The following is a 14,671-nucleotide window of genomic DNA, read 5'->3' on the forward strand; positions in this document are numbered from 1 at the left end:
GGTTCCTTGATCCCGGGGTGTCCTCGCGGCCGCGATACCTCGGGATCAAGGAACCCGAGTCGATCAACGCCCTGGGCGCACGGTGGCGCGACTGCCCCGCCGGGCCGGGCGGGCCCCGGCGAGCTGCTCCGCCCGGCCGTGCGGGTTCGCGCGAAATGTCGGTCCCCTGTCGCATTGGCGGTCCAAGGCCGGATCGGTACCGGCGCTGGTCAGGCCGGTTGGAAACGTTTCCGTAACGAGCCCTTGACCTCGCGGCGAATCGTGGCGCAGACTCCCGGAAACGTTTACAGCGATCGGGCGGAGGTGCGGAACGTGGGTCGTAAACGTTTACAGGAGTCGGCGGACGGCCGACCGACGGTCCACACCGTGGCCGCCCGCGCCGGTGTCTCCATCGCATCCGCCTCCCGCGTCCTCAACGGCGTCGGCGGCAGTCCGGAGACCGTCCGCAAGGTGCGCGCCGCGGCCGCCGAGGTCGGGTACGTCCCCAACGCGATCGCCCGTTCGCTGCAGTCGCAGCGCACCGGACTGGTCGCGCTCGCCGTCGAGGACATCGGCAACCCGGTGTACGTGGCGATGATGCGGGCCATCGAGGCGGTGGTCGCCTCGTCCGGCCGGCAACTGGTGGTGCACGCCACGGGCGGACGGATCGACAACGAGACGGCGCTGCTGCGGCGGCTCGCCAACCGCTACGTCGACGGGATGATCATCTCGCCGATCCGGGTGACCGACGACCACCTCGGTGCGCTGGTCGGCAGCCCGGTGCCGGTGGTGGTGATCGGTCAACTCGGCGCGGACGCGCCCGTCGACAACGTACGCACCGACTCCCGGCGCGGCGTCGCGTTGGCCGTGGACCACCTGCTCGCCACCGGCCGGCGCCGGATCGGCTTCGTCAACGGTCCGCTCGACACCGTCCCGGGTGCCGCCCGTGACGCAGGTTTCCGCGCCGCGCTGGCCCGGCACGGCATCCACCTCGACGAAAACCTCGTCGAGGTGGGCGACTTCCAGTACGCGGCCGGCCGGGCCGCGGCCGTCCAGCTGCTCGCCCGCGCCTCACCGGACGCACTGCTCTGCGCCAACGACCTCATCGCGGTCGGCGCGCTGCACGCCCTGCTGGCCGCCGGTCGGCGAGTGCCCGAGGACGTCGCGCTGGTCGGCATGGACGACACCGAGCTGGCCCAGATGATGTTCCCTCAGCTCTCCAGCGTCTCGCTCGGTTCGGCCGAGCGTGGGCGGCGCGCCGCCGAACTGCTCCTGCAACGCATCGCCGACCCGACCCTGCCGCCGCGACGCGAGCAGGTGCCGCCCAGCCTCGCCGTACGCGCCTCGAGCGGCGCGACGCTACCGGCCGCCCGCCCGTCCGCCGATCCGCTCGACGGGCCGAGAGCTCCCACGCCCACCCACCCGTCCAGCGAAGGGGTGACCGCATGACCACGCTCGCCGAGCGTTCGGACGTGAAACGCCCCGGACGATCCCGCCGTCCGGGCCGGTCCCGATCCGACCGGACCGCCATCTACCTGCTGTTACTGCCGTCGCTGCTGCCGATCCTGCTGCTGTCGGTCTTCCCGTTGGTGCGCGGTATCTACCTGGGCTTCACCGACGCCCGCGCCGGACGCAACGTCGAGGTCAACTTCACCGGCCTGGAGAACTACCGGCAGCTCCTCGGCGACGAGCTCTTCTGGAACTCGTTCAAGATCGGTCTGCTCTGGGCCTTCGGGGTGACCGCGCTCCAGTTCGTGCTCGCCCTCGGGCTGGCCCTGCTGCTCAACCAGCAGCTGCGGTTCCGCGGGGTGGCACGGGTGCTCGCCGTGGTCCCGTGGGCGATGCCCCCGGTAGTGGTCGGCATCCTCTGGAAGCTCGTGTACCACCCGGATGCCGGCCTGCTGAACGAGTTCCTCTACCGCATCGGCGCCGACGGCCTGCGGGCGAACTGGCTCGGTGACTTCAGCACCGCCTTACCTGCGGTGATCATCGTCGGGGTCTGGGCCGGTATGCCGCAGACCACCGTCGTCCTGCTCGCCGGCCTGCAGGGTGTCGCCCGCGAACTGCACGAGGCGGCGGCGGTCGACGGCGCGAGCGCCTGGCACCGGTTCCGGCACGTGACGCTGCCCGCGCTGGCCCCGGTCATCGTCGCCATCACCTCGCTCGACTTCATCTGGAACTTCAACTCGTTCGGCCTGGTCTACGTGCTCACCGCGGGCGGGCCGGGCGGCAAGACGATGCTGCCGATGCTCTTCGCCTACGAGGAGGCGTTCCGCTACGGCAACTACGGCTACGCCGCCGCGCTCGGCAACGCCATGGTCGTGATCATCGTGGCGCTGCTCGCCATCTATCTCCGCCGTCGACTGAGGGAGGCGAACTAGTCGTGATCACAGCGATGAGTGAGCTTGCGAGCCCCGCGGTCCTGATCGGAGGCCAGTAATGTTCGGTAAGCCGAGCCGCACCGGGCGGACGCTCCAGTACGTGGCCCTCGCCGGCTACCTGATCTTCCTCGGGTTCCCGCTGATCTGGCTCCTCTCGACGGCGTTCAAGCCGCCGCGGGAACTGGTGCAGCTGCATCCCACGCTGATCCCCACCCACCCGACCACGCAGAACTTCGTCCAGGCCTTCACCGAGCAGGAACTCGGTCGGGCGGCTTTGAACAGCCTCCAGGTCTCGCTGGCCTCGGCGGTGCTGACCGTGCTCGTCGCCATGCCGGCGTCGTACGCCCTGGCCCGGTTCCGCTCGAAGCTCGGCACCGTGGCGCTGGGCTGGGTGCTGTTGTCCCAGCTCTTCCCGTTCGTACTGCTGATCATCCCGATCTTCCTCGTGCTGCGGCAGGTCGGGTTGGCCAACACGCACGCCGGACTGGTGCTGATCTACGTGGTCTGGGCGTTGCCGTTCGCGCTCTGGATGTTGCAGGGCTTCGTCCGGAACATCCCACGCGAGCTGGAGGAGGCCGCGTCCGTCGACGGCGCGACCCGGGCACAGGTGCTGCGTCGGGTCGTCTTCCCGCTGCTCGCTCCCGGCCTGGTGGCGACGGCCCTGTTCTCCTTCATCTCGGCGTGGAACGAGTTCTTCTTCGCCCTGGTGCTGATCAAGACGCCCGAGCTGGCGACCCTCCCGGTCGCGCTGGCCCGGTTCGTGGGCATCGAGGGCACCGCACGCCTCGGGCCGCTCGCCGCCGGTTCGCTGCTGGCCACGCTGCCCAGCCTGATCTTCTTCGCGTTCATGCAACGCCGGCTCTCGTCCGGCTCGCTGGCCGGTGCGGTCAAGGGCTGAACCCGTCCCCCCAACCACCACCAAGGAGGTACACCCCCATGCTCCGTACCCGATTCCGCCGACTGGCCGCGGCCACCGCGGTCGCGGTCGTCGGCCTCGGAATGATCGCCGCCTGCGGTGACGGCGGCGACGACGAGGCCACATCCGGTCCGGTCAAGCTGCGCTTCCTCAGCCTCGCCTGGCAGAAGGAGTCGCTGCAGGCCAACAAGGACCTCGTCGCCAAGTGGAACGCCGACCACCCGGACATCCAGGTCGAGTACGTCCAGGGTGACTGGAACTCGGTGCACGACCAGCTGCTGACGTCCTTCGAGGGCGGCGACGCGCCGGACATCGTGCACTACGAGGCGGCCTCGATCGGCGAGTTCAGCAAGCAGGGCTACCTGGCCGACGTGTCCGAACTGCTCTCCGACGACTTCAAGGGCCAGATCGACAAGGGGATCTGGGACACGGCGACCTTCGACGGCAAGGTCACCGGCGTCCCGTTCCTGCTGGAGTCACAGGTCGTCATCGCCAACAAGAAGCTGCTCGACGCCGCCGGCGTCAGCGTGCCGCAGGCCGACAACGGCTGGACCTGGGACGAGTTCCAGGCCAACGCGCAGAAGCTCACCAAGCCCGGCCAGTACGGCGCGGCCTGGGCGCTCAAGTCGCCGACCAACCGCGTGCTGAACCTCGCCCTGAACTTCGACGGCAAGTTCTTCTACACCGACGGCGGGCGCACCGAGGTCAAGGTCGGTGACGCGGAGAAGGAGGTCCCGAAGCGGATCCACGACATGCTGTACACCGCCAAGTCGGCCTCGCCGGAGGCGCTCGGCACGAGTGGCGCGGACACCCTGCCCGGCTTCTTCGGCGGCAAGTACGCGATGCTGCCCGGCTCGGTGTCCCTGCGCCAGCAGATGGTCGAGCAGGCGCCGGCCGGCTTCGAGTGGGTCACCCTCCCGCCGATCAAGGGGCTGTCCAGCCTGCAGGCGGCCAACCCGCAGACGCTGTCGATCAGCGAGGACTCGAAGCACAAGAAGCAGGCCGCGCAGTTCCTCGAGTACTTCCTGAACCCCACCAACATGGCCGCCCTGGCCAAGGGGGACTGGCTGGTGCCGACCGGCAAGCAGGCCAACGAGGAGCTGGTCAAGCTCACCGGCGGCAAGCAGGGCTGGGACGTCGCCGCGGACAGCGCCGCCGATCTGACCGTCGCCTCCTTCCAGATGGCCGACGGCTACCCGGAGTGGAAGACCAAGTACGCCACTCCGGCCTTCCAGCAGTACTTCGCCAACAAGATCACCCTGGACCAGCTCGCCACGCAGCTGGTCGACGGTGGCAAGCAGGTTCTGAGGTAAGCACATGTCACTCTTGCTCGACACATCGGTCGGATCCCTGGTCGGCGCTGCGGTCGGCGACGCCCTCGGTGGTGCCACGGAGACAGCCCTGCCGGAACAGATCCGCGCCCGGTTCGGCGGCTGGGTCGAGGGCATCGTGCCCCCGTACCACGCCGACTGGGCCACCGCACGGCCACTCGCGCCGTACCACAAGGGCGACGGGCACGTCACCGACGACACGTTGATGACCCACGCCCTGGTCCGCGCCTACGCGGCGAAGCGCGACCACCTCGACGCGTACGACGTGGTGGACCTGCTGGTGCCCGACCTGATCGAGCGGGTGGTCTACATCCCCGACCTGGAGCGCAACGGGGTGACCTTCCACCGCCTCGCGGCCGCCGAGCGGTGGTTGGTCACCCGCCTGCACCACGCGCACGTGGATCCGCGTGAGGCCGGGGTCGGCAACATCGTCAACTGCGGCGCGGCCATGTACATGGCCCCGGTCGGCATCGTCAACGCGGGTGACCCGGCCGGGGCGTACGCCGAGGCGGTGGAGATCGCCGGAGCCCACCAGCACAGCTACGGGCGGGAGGCCGCGGCCGTCTTCGCCGCCGCCGTCGCCGCGGCCGCCGCCCCCGGCGCGACCGTCGAGGACGTGGTCGCCGCGACGCTGGACCTGGCCCGCGACGGAACCCGAGCGGCCATCGACGCCGTCGTGAAGGAAGCCCGATCCCACCACGACTGGAAGGCCGCCATCCCCGCGCTGCGGGCGGCGGTGGCCCCCTACGACACGGTGGGGGAGGAGTACCGCAGCCCCGGACTGGGGGCGCGCCGCCCCAGCCGGCTGCACTCCATCGAGGAACTGCCGGTGGCGATCGGCATGCTGGTGGTGGCCGGCGGCGAGTACCGCCCGGCGGTGCTCGGCTCGGTGAACTACGGCCGGGACGCCGACTCGACCGCCACCATGGCCGGCGCGATCGCCGGCGCGCTCGGCGGGGCCGCCGCGGTCCCGGCGGAGTGGGCCGAGGCCGTCGCCACCGCGTCCCGGACCGACCTCGTCGAGCCGGGCCGGGTGCTCGCGGCCGTGGCGGGTGAGGTCTTCGAGCGCGACCAGACCCGCTTCACTCGGCGCGCGGAGCGGTTCACCGGGTTGACCAGCGGCACGCCCACCGGCCTCCGGCAGGCGGACGCCGTGCCTCCGCAGCGGAACCGCGCCGCCGACGGGGATCCGGTCCGATGAGGATCACCTGGGTGCAGCCGGAGGACCTGCTGCCGCACGAACTGGCGGCCAGCCGGGACGAGGGTCGTGACGTCACAGCGCTCGCGCAGCGGTGGACCGCGGCCGGCGGGGACCTCGCCCCGCCGGTCAGCGGTGCCTCGCCGGCCCCGGCCACACCGGAGCTGCGCGCCCTCGCCGTGGAGCTGCTCGACACCGCCGACGCGCTGCCGGTGGTCGACGCCGGCGACGAGCCGGACGACGTGGCCGGCCTGCGGGCGTCCTGGCCGGCGACCTGGTCGCTGCCGACCGAGGTGTCGTACGACCGGCTGCACGGCGGGTGGCTCGGCCGGGCGGTCGGCTGCCTGCTCGGCAAGCCGGTGGAGAAGATCCCTCGGCAGGGGATCCGGGAGATCCTGACCGCGACCGGCCGCTGGCCGCTGCGCGACTGGTTCACCGCCCAGGGGCTGCCGGCCGAGGTGGCGGCCCGCTGGCCGTGGAACCGGCGCAGCGCGCCGACGAGCCTCGCCGAGAACATCGACGGGATGCCCGAGGACGACGACCTGAACTACCCGCTGCTGGCGCTGCGCGTGCTGGAGACGCACGGGCGTGACTTCACCAGCGCCGACGTGGCGCAGGCCTGGCTGGACTGGCTGCCGGGCGGGCGGGTCTTCACCGCCGAGCGGGTGGCCTACCGCAACCTGCTGCTCGGGTTCGCCCCGCCGGAGAGCGCGCGGCGGCACAACCCGTTCCGCGAGTGGATCGGCGCCCAGATCCGCACCGACGTGTACGGCTGGGTGAACCCGGGCCGCCCCGACCTGGCCGCCGAGCTGGCCGTCCGGGACGCCGTGGTCAGCCACGTCCGGGGCGGGGTGCACGGGGCGATCTGGGCGGCCGCGCTCGCCGCCGCCGCGCCGGTCGCCACGGACGTGGACCAGGTGCTCGACGCGGCCGAGGCGGTCCTGCCGCCGCGCAGCCGCTTCGCGGCCACCGTCCGCGAGGCCCGTGCCCTCGGCACGGGCGCCGACGACTGGGAGCAGGTGGTCGACGAGCTGTACGCCCGGCACGGCCACCTGCACTGGGTGCACGTGCGCAACAACGCCGCACTGGTGGCCGCCGCGCTCGCGTACGGGCGGGGTGACCTGGAGACGTCGATCTGCGCGGTGGTCAGCGGGGGCTGGGACACCGACTCGAACGGCGCCACGGTCGGCGCGGTCAGCGGCGCGCTCACCGGCGCGGCGGAACTGCCGGCCCGCTGGGTGGCGCCGCTGCGCAACCGGCTGGCGAGCAGCATCGTCGGCTTCGACGGGATCGGCTTCGACGAGCTGGCCGAGCGTACCCGGGCCCTGGCCGGAGCCGGGTCGTGAGCGGTACACCGGTCGACGCGGTGGCACGGACGGAAGGGCGGACGGCATGAGCGCACGCGTGGTGGTGGTGGGCAGCGCCAACCTGGATCTGGTGGTCACCGCCCCGCAGCTGCCCCGCCCCGGCGAGACGGTGCTCGGCGAGCACTTCCACACCGTTCCCGGAGGCAAGGGCGCCAACCAGGCGGTCGCCGCGGCCCGCGCCGGCGCGGCCTGCGACTTCGTGGGCGCGGTCGGCGACGACGAGTTCGGCACGCAGCTACGGGCGAGCCTGGTCGACTCCGGTGTGGACGTGCAGGGCCTGCGCGTCGTCCCCGGAGCGTCCGGTGTCGCGCTGATCGCGGTGGACCGTGCGGCCGAGAACTTCATCGTGGTCGCCCCGGGCGCCAACGGCGCTCTCACCGACCTGACCGACGAGGACCGGGCGACCATCGCCGCGGCCGACGTGCTCCTGCTCCAACTGGAGGTGCCACTGCCGACCGTGGTCCGGGCGGCCGGCTTGGCCCGGGCCGGGGGCACCACGGTGGTGCTCAACGCGGCCCCGGCCGCCGCGCTCCCGGCAGAGCTGCTCGACCTGGTCGACGTGCTGGTCGTCAACGAGCACGAGGCCGCCGTCGTCGCCGGGGTGATCTCCGACGAGCCGGCGGCGCTGCTCGACGCGCTGCTGGAGCGGGTGCCCCGGGTGGTGCTGACCCTCGGCGCGCGCGGTGCCGCGTACGCCGACCGGCGCGGGCTGCGGCTGGAAATCCCGGCGCCGAAGATCGACGCGGTGGACACCACCGCCGCGGGTGACGCGTTCACCGGCGCGCTCGCCGTGTCCTGGGCCGAGCGCGGCGGCGCCGTCAACCCGGACGGCATCGCGGCGAGCCTGCGCTGGGCTTGCGCCGCCGGTGCGGCCTGCGCCCAGCGCCCCGGCGCGTCCACCGCGCTGCCCGAACGGGCCGCCATCGACGCCTTGTACGACGTGACCTACCGAGGTGCACCGTGAGTTTCAACCCGTACGTCCCGCGTCCGATCGACCGGCCCACCCCGGTGCCGCTCGACGACGACACCGACCTGACCACGCTGGACGAGGCGAAGATCTTCTCCGCTCCGGACGATCCGGCGCAGTGGCCCGCCTGGCGTGCGCAGCTGACCCGATGGCGGGCGGATGCCCGCGAGCGTCTCGGCTACACCGGCTCCCACTACGACGAGATCACCGGCGACTGTTTCTCGGTGTGCCTGGCCTGGCTCTGGGACGAGACGCTCTACGACCACGAGCGAGGTGTCTTCACCGTCGAGGCGTTCCTCGACGCCGCCGAGCGGGACTTCGGCGGGTTCGACGGAGTGGTGCTCTGGCACGCGTACCCGGTGATCGGCCTGGACAACCGCAACCAGTTCGACTGGTACCGGGACGTGCCGGAACTACCCGACGTGGTGCGGGCCTTCCAGGCCCGCGGGGTACGCGTCTTCGTCGACTACAACCCGTGGGACACGGGCACCCGGCGTGAGCCGGGTAGCGACGCCGACGAGGTCGCGGCGCTGGCCGGGAAGCTCGGCGTCGACGGGGTCTTCCTGGACACCTTGAAGGAGGGCGCCGGCGAGCTGCGCGCCGCGCTGGACAAGGTTCGTCCCGGCCTGGTGCTGGAGGGGGAGAGCCGGGTTCCGCTGGCCCGCATCGCGGACCACGCGATGTCCTGGGCGCAGTGGTTCGCCGACTCGCCGGCGCCCGGGGTGCTGCGCGCCAAGTGGTTCGAGCGCCGTCACGTCCTGCACCACACGCGCCGCTGGCACCGCGACCACCTGGAGGAGTTGCACTCGGCCTGGCTCAACGGCGTCGGCGTGCTGGTCTGGGAGAGCGTCTTCGGCGTCTGGGTCGGCTGGAACGAGCGGGATCGCGCGGTGCTGCGGGCGATGCGTCGGGTGCAGGCCAGCCACGCCGCCTGGTTGCGCTCCGAGGACTGGGTCCCGCTCGCCGACCACCCGGGCGCCGGTCAGGTGTACGCGTCGCGCTGGACCCACGGCGGCGAGCCGCTGTGGACGGTGGCGAACACCGGCGACGACCACGACGGGCCGTGGCTGATCACCGAGGCCCGACCCGACGGGCGGTTCGTCGACCTGGTCACCGGAGCCGAGCTGGCGGTCACCGAGGCCGGTGACGGCCGGGTGGCGGTGGGCGGACCCCTGCCGGCCGGCGCGATCGCCGCCGTCGTGTTCACCGACGCCGCGGTCACCCGGCACGAGCCGCCCACCGGGGACGCGTCGTTCCCGGCACGAGCCGCGGTACGTACCCGCGTTCCGTCGACGCCCGTCGCCGAGGTGCCGGCGGGCCTGGTGGCCGTCGAGGCGGGCCGGCGGGACCTGGTGGTCCGGCATCGGGTGCGGGAGACCGGGCTGTACGGCGAGACGCCGTACGTCGACGAGTGGAAGCCGCTCCCGCCGCGGCTGCACCACACCGGCACGCTGCACCGCACGGTCACGCTGGGCCGGTTCGCCATCGCCGTGCACGAAGTGACCCACGGCCAGTACGCGGAGTTCCTGCGCGCCACCGGCTACCGGCCGGTGCGCCCCGAGCGGTTCACCGCCGGGCAGGGGCCGGCGGATGCTCCGGTCACCGGGGTCGAACTGTCCGACGCGCGGGCGTACGCGGCCTGGGCGGGATTGCGACTGCCGACGGAGGACGAGTGGCAGGTGGCCGCCGAGGCCGGGCTGCTCGCCCGCCGGGAGCCGCTGGTTTGGAACCTGACCGAGAGCGAGCACAACGACGGACGTACCCGCTTCGTGATCCTCAAGGGTGGCGCCGGGTACCGGGCCGAAGGCTCCGACTGGTACTTCGACGGCGGCCCGCAGCCGCCGGAGGTGTCAGTGAAGTTGCTGCTCACCGGCGCCGGCCTCACCCGCTCCGACCAGGTCGGCTTCCGGGTCGCGGCAGACCTGGCACCGGCGGTGCCGGCCGACGGCGCATCGGTACCGGGGGAGGTGACGCGGTGACCGCGCCGCTGGACGGGGTGAAGGTCGTCGACCTGGCGACGCTCTTCGCCGGGCCACTCGCGGCGGCGTTCCTCGGCGACTTCGGCGCCGACGTGATCAAGGTGGAGCATCCCGCCAAACCGGACCCGTCGCGTGGGCACGGCCCGGCAAAGGACGGCGTCGGGCTCTGGTGGAAGGTGCTCGGCCGCAACAAGCGGACCGTGACGTGCAACCTCTCCGACCCCGAGGGCGCGGCGTTGCTGCGGCGGTTGCTGGCCGATGCCGACGTGCTGGTGGAGAACTTCCGTCCGGGCACGCTGGAGCGGTGGGGCCTCGGCCCGGCCGAACTGCACGAGGTCAACCCACGGCTGGTGATCGCCCGGATCAGCGGTTTCGGTCAGGTCGGCCCGTACGCCCGCCGGCCGGGCTTCGGCACCCTCGCGGAGGCGATGAGCGGCTTCGCCGCGGCGACCGGCGAGCCCGACGGGCCGCCGACCCTGCCGCCGTTCGGGCTGGCCGACTCGGTGACCGCGCTGGCCGCCGCGTACGCCGTGATGCTGGCCCTGCGCAGCCGGGACCTCACCGGCGTGGGGCAGGTCGTCGACCTCGCCATCATCGAGCCGATCATGGCGATGCTCGGTCCGCAGATCACCTGGTACGACCAGCTCGGCTACATCCAGCCCCGACTGGGCAACCGGTCCAACAACAACGCTCCGCGCAACACGTACCGGTGCGCGGACGGGCGGTGGGTGGCGATCTCCACGAGCGCGCAGAGCATCGCCGAACGGGTAGTACGGCTCGTCGGCCGCCCGGAGCTGGTCGACGAGCCGTGGTTCGCCACCGGCAGCGGCCGGGCCGCGCACGCCGACGAGCTGGACGCCGCGGTGAGCGCGTGGGTGGCCGAACGGGACCGGGACGAGGTCGTCGCCGCGTTCGAGGCGGCGCAGGCCGCAGTCGCCCCGGTCTACGACGTGCGGGACATCCTCGCCGACCCGCAGTACGCGGCGCTCGGCACCGTCCGCACCGTGCCGGACGAGGAACTGGGCGAGGTGCGGATGCAGAACGTGCCGTTCCGGCTCTCCGACACGCCGGGGGAGATCCGGCACGCCGGGCGCCGGCACGGGCAGGACACCGACGGGGTGTTCGGCGCGCTCGGGCTCAGCGTCGACGAGCTGGCGGCGCTGCGGGAGCGTGGGGTGATCTGATGCTGCTCACCTGGCTCTACGTGCCCGGCGACCGGCCGGACCGGTTCGCCAAGGCGGTCGCCTCGGGCGCCGACGCGGTCATCCTCGACCTGGAGGACGCGGTGGTCGCCGGGCGTAAGGCGTACGCCCGCGACGCGGTCGCCGAGTTCCTCGCCGACGAGCAGCCGGTGCCGGTGCAGGTGCGGGTCAACGAGCTGACCGGCCCCGACCTGGACGCCGACCTCGTGGCGGTGGCCGGTCGCCCCGGTCTGGCCGGGCTGCGGTTGCCCAAGGTGGAGTCGGCCGCGACGGTGGTGTCCCTCGCCGGCCGGGTGGACGTGCCCCTGCATCCGCTCGTCGAGTCCGCGTTGGGTCTGGAGGCCGCCTACGCCATCGCCTCCGCTGACCCGGCGGTCGCCTCGATCGGCCTCGGTGAGGCCGACCTCCGTTCGGATCTGGGGGTGGGCGACGACGCCGGGCTGGCCTGGGCGCGTGGCCGGGTGGTCGTCGCCGCCCGCGCGGCCGGCCTCCCCGCGCCGGCCATGTCGGTGTACGCCGACGTCGTCGATGTCGCCGGGCTGGCCGCCTCGTGCGAGGTGGGCCGACGGCTCGGGTTCCTCGGCCGCGCCGCGATCCACCCGCGGCAGCTGCCGGTGATCGTCGAGGCGTTCCGGCCCGCCGAGCGGGAGGTGGCCCGGGCGGCCGAGCTGCTGGCCGCGGTCGCCGACGCGCAGCGGCGGGACTCGGGAACCGTGGTGCTGCCGGACGGCCGCTTCGCCGACCGGGCGATGGTGGCCGCCGCCCGGCGCACCGTCGACCTGGCGGCCCGTTACGCCGTCTGAGGGGCGGTCCGGCTTCGCGCTCTGGCTTCGCGGTCCGGCTACGCGGTTTGGGGGCGGTCCGCCGGCGCCGCGGCGGTCGGTCGTTGATGGTCGTACCGGTCCCGGCCAGGCGGCCGGGACCGGTGCGAGGTGGTGGCGTGCCGGTCAGCCGGCGGCCGGGACCGGGGCGGCGACTCGCCGCCGGATCAGGACCGTCGCCGCACCGAGTACGGCCACCACACCACCGATCAGCAGGACCGCGTCGGCGCCGTGGGCCGAGAAGCCGCTGGTCTGACCGGCCGGCAGCAGGCTGGAGGCGAGCATGACGGCGCCGGCCACACCGAGGGCGGAACCGACGTAGCGGGCCGTGTTGTTGGCGCCGGAGCCCATCGCGACCCGGTCCGCCGGCACGCTGGTGACGGCGAGCCGGGCGAGCGCCGCGTTGAGCAGTCCGCTACCCGCACCGGAGATCAGCAGCCCCGGGATCGTGCGGGCCCAGGAATGGGCGTCGGCGTAGCCGAGCATGGCCAGGTAGCCGGCGGCGGTCAGGAGGAATCCGAGGGCGAGTTGCCGGGTGGGCGCGGTGCGGGTGCCGAGGTGGCGCATCTGGTTGCTGACCACGAACGAGGATCCTGCCCAGAGGAAGGCGAGCCCGGCGGTGCCGAGCGCGCTGATGCCGACCAACTGCTGCACCAGGGTGGGCAGCACGGTGCTCGGGCCGAGCGCGGCGAGCCCGGTGAAGAACGCGCCGAGGGTGGAGATCCGGAAGTCCGGCCGGCGGAACAGGGCGAGGTCGAGCATCGGGGCGCGGCCGCGGGCCTGGACCAGCACGAAGGCGGCGAGCAGCAACACCCCGAGTACGAGCGGGATCAGCACGGCGGGTCGCAGCCAGCCGGTGCGCCCGGCGGTGACCGCGACGAGCAGCAGTGCCAGGCCCGCGCCGAGAGTCAGCACGCCCGGTACGTCGATGTGGGCGACTCGCGCGGCACGGGATTCGGCGAGCAGTCGCCCGCCGAGCGCCGCCAGGAGTACGGCCAGGGCCGCGAGGATCACGTAGAACCAGCGCCAGCCGGCGGCTGAGGTGAGCGCGGCCGAGGCCAGGGGGCCCAGTGCGATGCCGGCGCCGAGCATCGAGGCCCAGCGGGCCGTCGCGTGCGCCCGCCCCTGGACGGTGTGGAAGGCGTGTCCGAGCAGGCCCAGGCCGGCGGCGAGGATCGCGGCGCTGGCCGCGCCCTGCACCACGCGGGCGGCGATGAAGGTGGTGGCGTTGGGCGCGACGGCGCTGCCGACGGTACCGACGGCGAGCAGCACGAGGCCGGCTCGGAAGATGCGGCGGCGCCCGAAGTCGTCGCCGAGGCTGCCGGCGACCAGCAGGGTGGCCGCGAGCCCCAGGGTGATCGCGTTGATCAGCCAGGTCTGGGTGGTGAGGCCGGCCCCGAGGCTCCGCGCCGTCTGGGGCAGTACGGCCACCGGCGCGGTGTAGTTCATGAGTACGAGCAGGGTCGCGGCGCAGACCGCGAACAGGGCTCGGGCATCGGACCGGGACGCGCCTGGTGGCGAGGTGGCAGCGGCCGGTGCGGTGACGCCTGCGGATGTCGACATGCGGAAACCTCTCGGTTCGGTGAGCGAACCGACAGTAGCAGTGATGGTTCGTTGAACGAACTGACTGGGGGTAGGGTCACAGCATGGCACTGGGGAAGAACTACGAAGGGCAGAACTGCTCGCTGGCCCGGGCGCTGGAACTGGTCGGCGAGCGGTGGACGTTGCTCATCGTCCGCGACGCCTTCTACGGCGTACGCCGCTACGGCGACTTCCTCGCCCACCTGGACATCCCCCGGGCGGTGCTCGCGGACCGGCTCACCACCCTGGTCGAGGCGGGCATTCTCCAGCGCAGCCGCTACCAGGACTCCCCGCCCCGCGACGAGTACCTGCTCACCGACCGGGGTGCCGAGCTCTGGTCGGTGATCTACCCGTTGTGGAGCTGGACCGAGCGGCACTTCTCCACCGGTGAGCCGTTGCGGACCTTCCGGCACGCGGCCTGCGGTACCGCACTCGACCCGGCCGGCCGCTGCCCCACCTGCGGGCAGATGGACGTGCGGCCGGGCGACATCGAAGTGCACGCCGGCCCGGGCGAACCGGCCCAGCCACGCCAGGACCCGGTCAGTGTCGCGCTGCGCCAACGCCCGCACCGGCTCCTCCAGCCACTGTTCTGAGCCGTCCTGACGCAGGCGGTCGGGGCGGTTTCCATCCGTCCTGGCCCGGGCCGTACCGATCATCTGGCCGGGGCAGCCGCGTCGCCGCTGCACGACCCCCTGGCGGGAACCCGTCCCTCGTGGCGCGGTGACCCCGCAGTGCCGGTCCTTCCCCTGGTAGGGGCTGGCCCCCGCCGCGCGGATACGGCGAGGGACCGGCCCCCGGGTGGGGTCGGCCCTCGGTGATTGGTGACGCGGTAGTGCCCGGCCCAGGGCTCCGCTGTGTGCGGACGACGAAAGGGCCGGCCCCTTTGTGGGGTCGGCCCGTTCGGTTGGTTGTGTGTGCTGTGTGGTTACTCCGGGTCAGTTGGTGGAGT

Annotated in this window: 12 protein-coding genes; 11 read left to right on the forward strand and 1 reads right to left on the reverse strand. The window is 72.9% G+C overall.

Features of this window, described 5'->3' with window-relative positions:
* The first annotated feature begins 312 nt into the window (after positions 1–312).
* From ABZS42_RS31015 to ABZS42_RS31060, 10 genes are read left to right on the forward strand one after another with little or no spacing between them, the layout of a single operon-like run.
* A complete protein-coding gene (locus tag ABZS42_RS31015; protein ID WP_355151374.1) occupies positions 313–1,428 on the forward strand; it encodes a LacI family DNA-binding transcriptional regulator in 1,116 nt (371 codons plus the stop codon).
* Positions 1,425–2,360, forward strand: coding sequence for a sugar ABC transporter permease (locus tag ABZS42_RS31020; protein ID WP_355151375.1), 936 nt, complete (start codon positions 1,425–1,427; stop codon positions 2,358–2,360). Before ABZS42_RS31015 ends, ABZS42_RS31020 begins: the two co-directional genes overlap by 4 nt.
* Before the next feature lie 58 nt (positions 2,361–2,418).
* Positions 2,419–3,258: a carbohydrate ABC transporter permease gene (locus tag ABZS42_RS31025; RefSeq protein ID WP_355151377.1), complete on the forward strand. Its 840-nt coding sequence runs from the start codon at positions 2,419–2,421 to the stop codon at positions 3,256–3,258.
* 38 nt (positions 3,259–3,296) lie between these two features.
* The gene (locus ABZS42_RS31030; protein ID WP_355151379.1) at positions 3,297–4,589 is read left to right on the forward strand and encodes a sugar ABC transporter substrate-binding protein; all 1,293 of its coding nucleotides are present in this window, start codon (positions 3,297–3,299) and stop codon (positions 4,587–4,589) included.
* A gap of 4 nt (positions 4,590–4,593) precedes the next feature.
* Positions 4,594–5,808 (forward strand): ADP-ribosylglycohydrolase family protein, encoded by a 1,215-nt coding sequence (locus tag ABZS42_RS31035; RefSeq protein WP_355151381.1) that lies wholly within the window; start codon positions 4,594–4,596, stop codon positions 5,806–5,808.
* Positions 5,805–7,151 carry an ADP-ribosylglycohydrolase family protein gene (locus ABZS42_RS31040; protein WP_355151383.1) on the forward strand — a complete coding sequence of 449 codons (1,347 nt, stop codon included), beginning with the start codon at positions 5,805–5,807 and terminating at the stop codon, positions 7,149–7,151. Before ABZS42_RS31035 ends, ABZS42_RS31040 begins: the two co-directional genes overlap by 4 nt.
* Positions 7,152–7,197: 46 nt before the next feature.
* Complete coding sequence (locus ABZS42_RS31045; protein WP_355151385.1) at positions 7,198–8,136, forward strand: ribokinase; 939 nt, start codon at positions 7,198–7,200, stop codon at positions 8,134–8,136.
* On the forward strand, positions 8,133–10,118 hold the full coding sequence (locus ABZS42_RS31050; RefSeq protein ID WP_355151387.1) for an SUMF1/EgtB/PvdO family nonheme iron enzyme: 1,986 nt from the start codon (positions 8,133–8,135) through the stop codon (positions 10,116–10,118). Before ABZS42_RS31045 ends, ABZS42_RS31050 begins: the two co-directional genes overlap by 4 nt.
* A complete protein-coding gene (locus tag ABZS42_RS31055; RefSeq protein ID WP_355151389.1) occupies positions 10,115–11,302 on the forward strand; it encodes a CoA transferase in 1,188 nt (395 codons plus the stop codon). The genes ABZS42_RS31050 and ABZS42_RS31055 overlap by 4 nt, the downstream gene beginning before the upstream one ends.
* Positions 11,302–12,123 carry a CoA ester lyase gene (locus tag ABZS42_RS31060; protein ID WP_355151391.1) on the forward strand — a complete coding sequence of 274 codons (822 nt, stop codon included), beginning with the start codon at positions 11,302–11,304 and terminating at the stop codon, positions 12,121–12,123. Before ABZS42_RS31055 ends, ABZS42_RS31060 begins: the two co-directional genes overlap by 1 nt.
* 144 nt (positions 12,124–12,267) lie before the next feature.
* Here the strand turns inward: ABZS42_RS31060 and ABZS42_RS31065 are convergent, their stop codons facing one another.
* A complete protein-coding gene (locus tag ABZS42_RS31065; protein WP_355151393.1) occupies positions 12,268–13,704 on the reverse strand; it encodes an MFS transporter in 1,437 nt (478 codons plus the stop codon).
* Positions 13,705–13,787: 83 nt separating this feature from the next.
* Here ABZS42_RS31065 and ABZS42_RS31070 point away from each other — a divergent pair, with 83 nt between their 5' ends.
* On the forward strand, positions 13,788–14,315 hold the full coding sequence (locus tag ABZS42_RS31070) for a helix-turn-helix domain-containing protein (RefSeq protein ID WP_355151395.1): 528 nt from the start codon (positions 13,788–13,790) through the stop codon (positions 14,313–14,315).
* The last annotated feature ends 356 nt before the right edge of the window (positions 14,316–14,671 follow it).

It is taken from the genome of Micromonospora sp. NPDC005367, from assembly GCF_040606825.1.
GTDB lineage: Bacteria > Actinomycetota > Actinomycetes > Mycobacteriales > Micromonosporaceae > Micromonospora.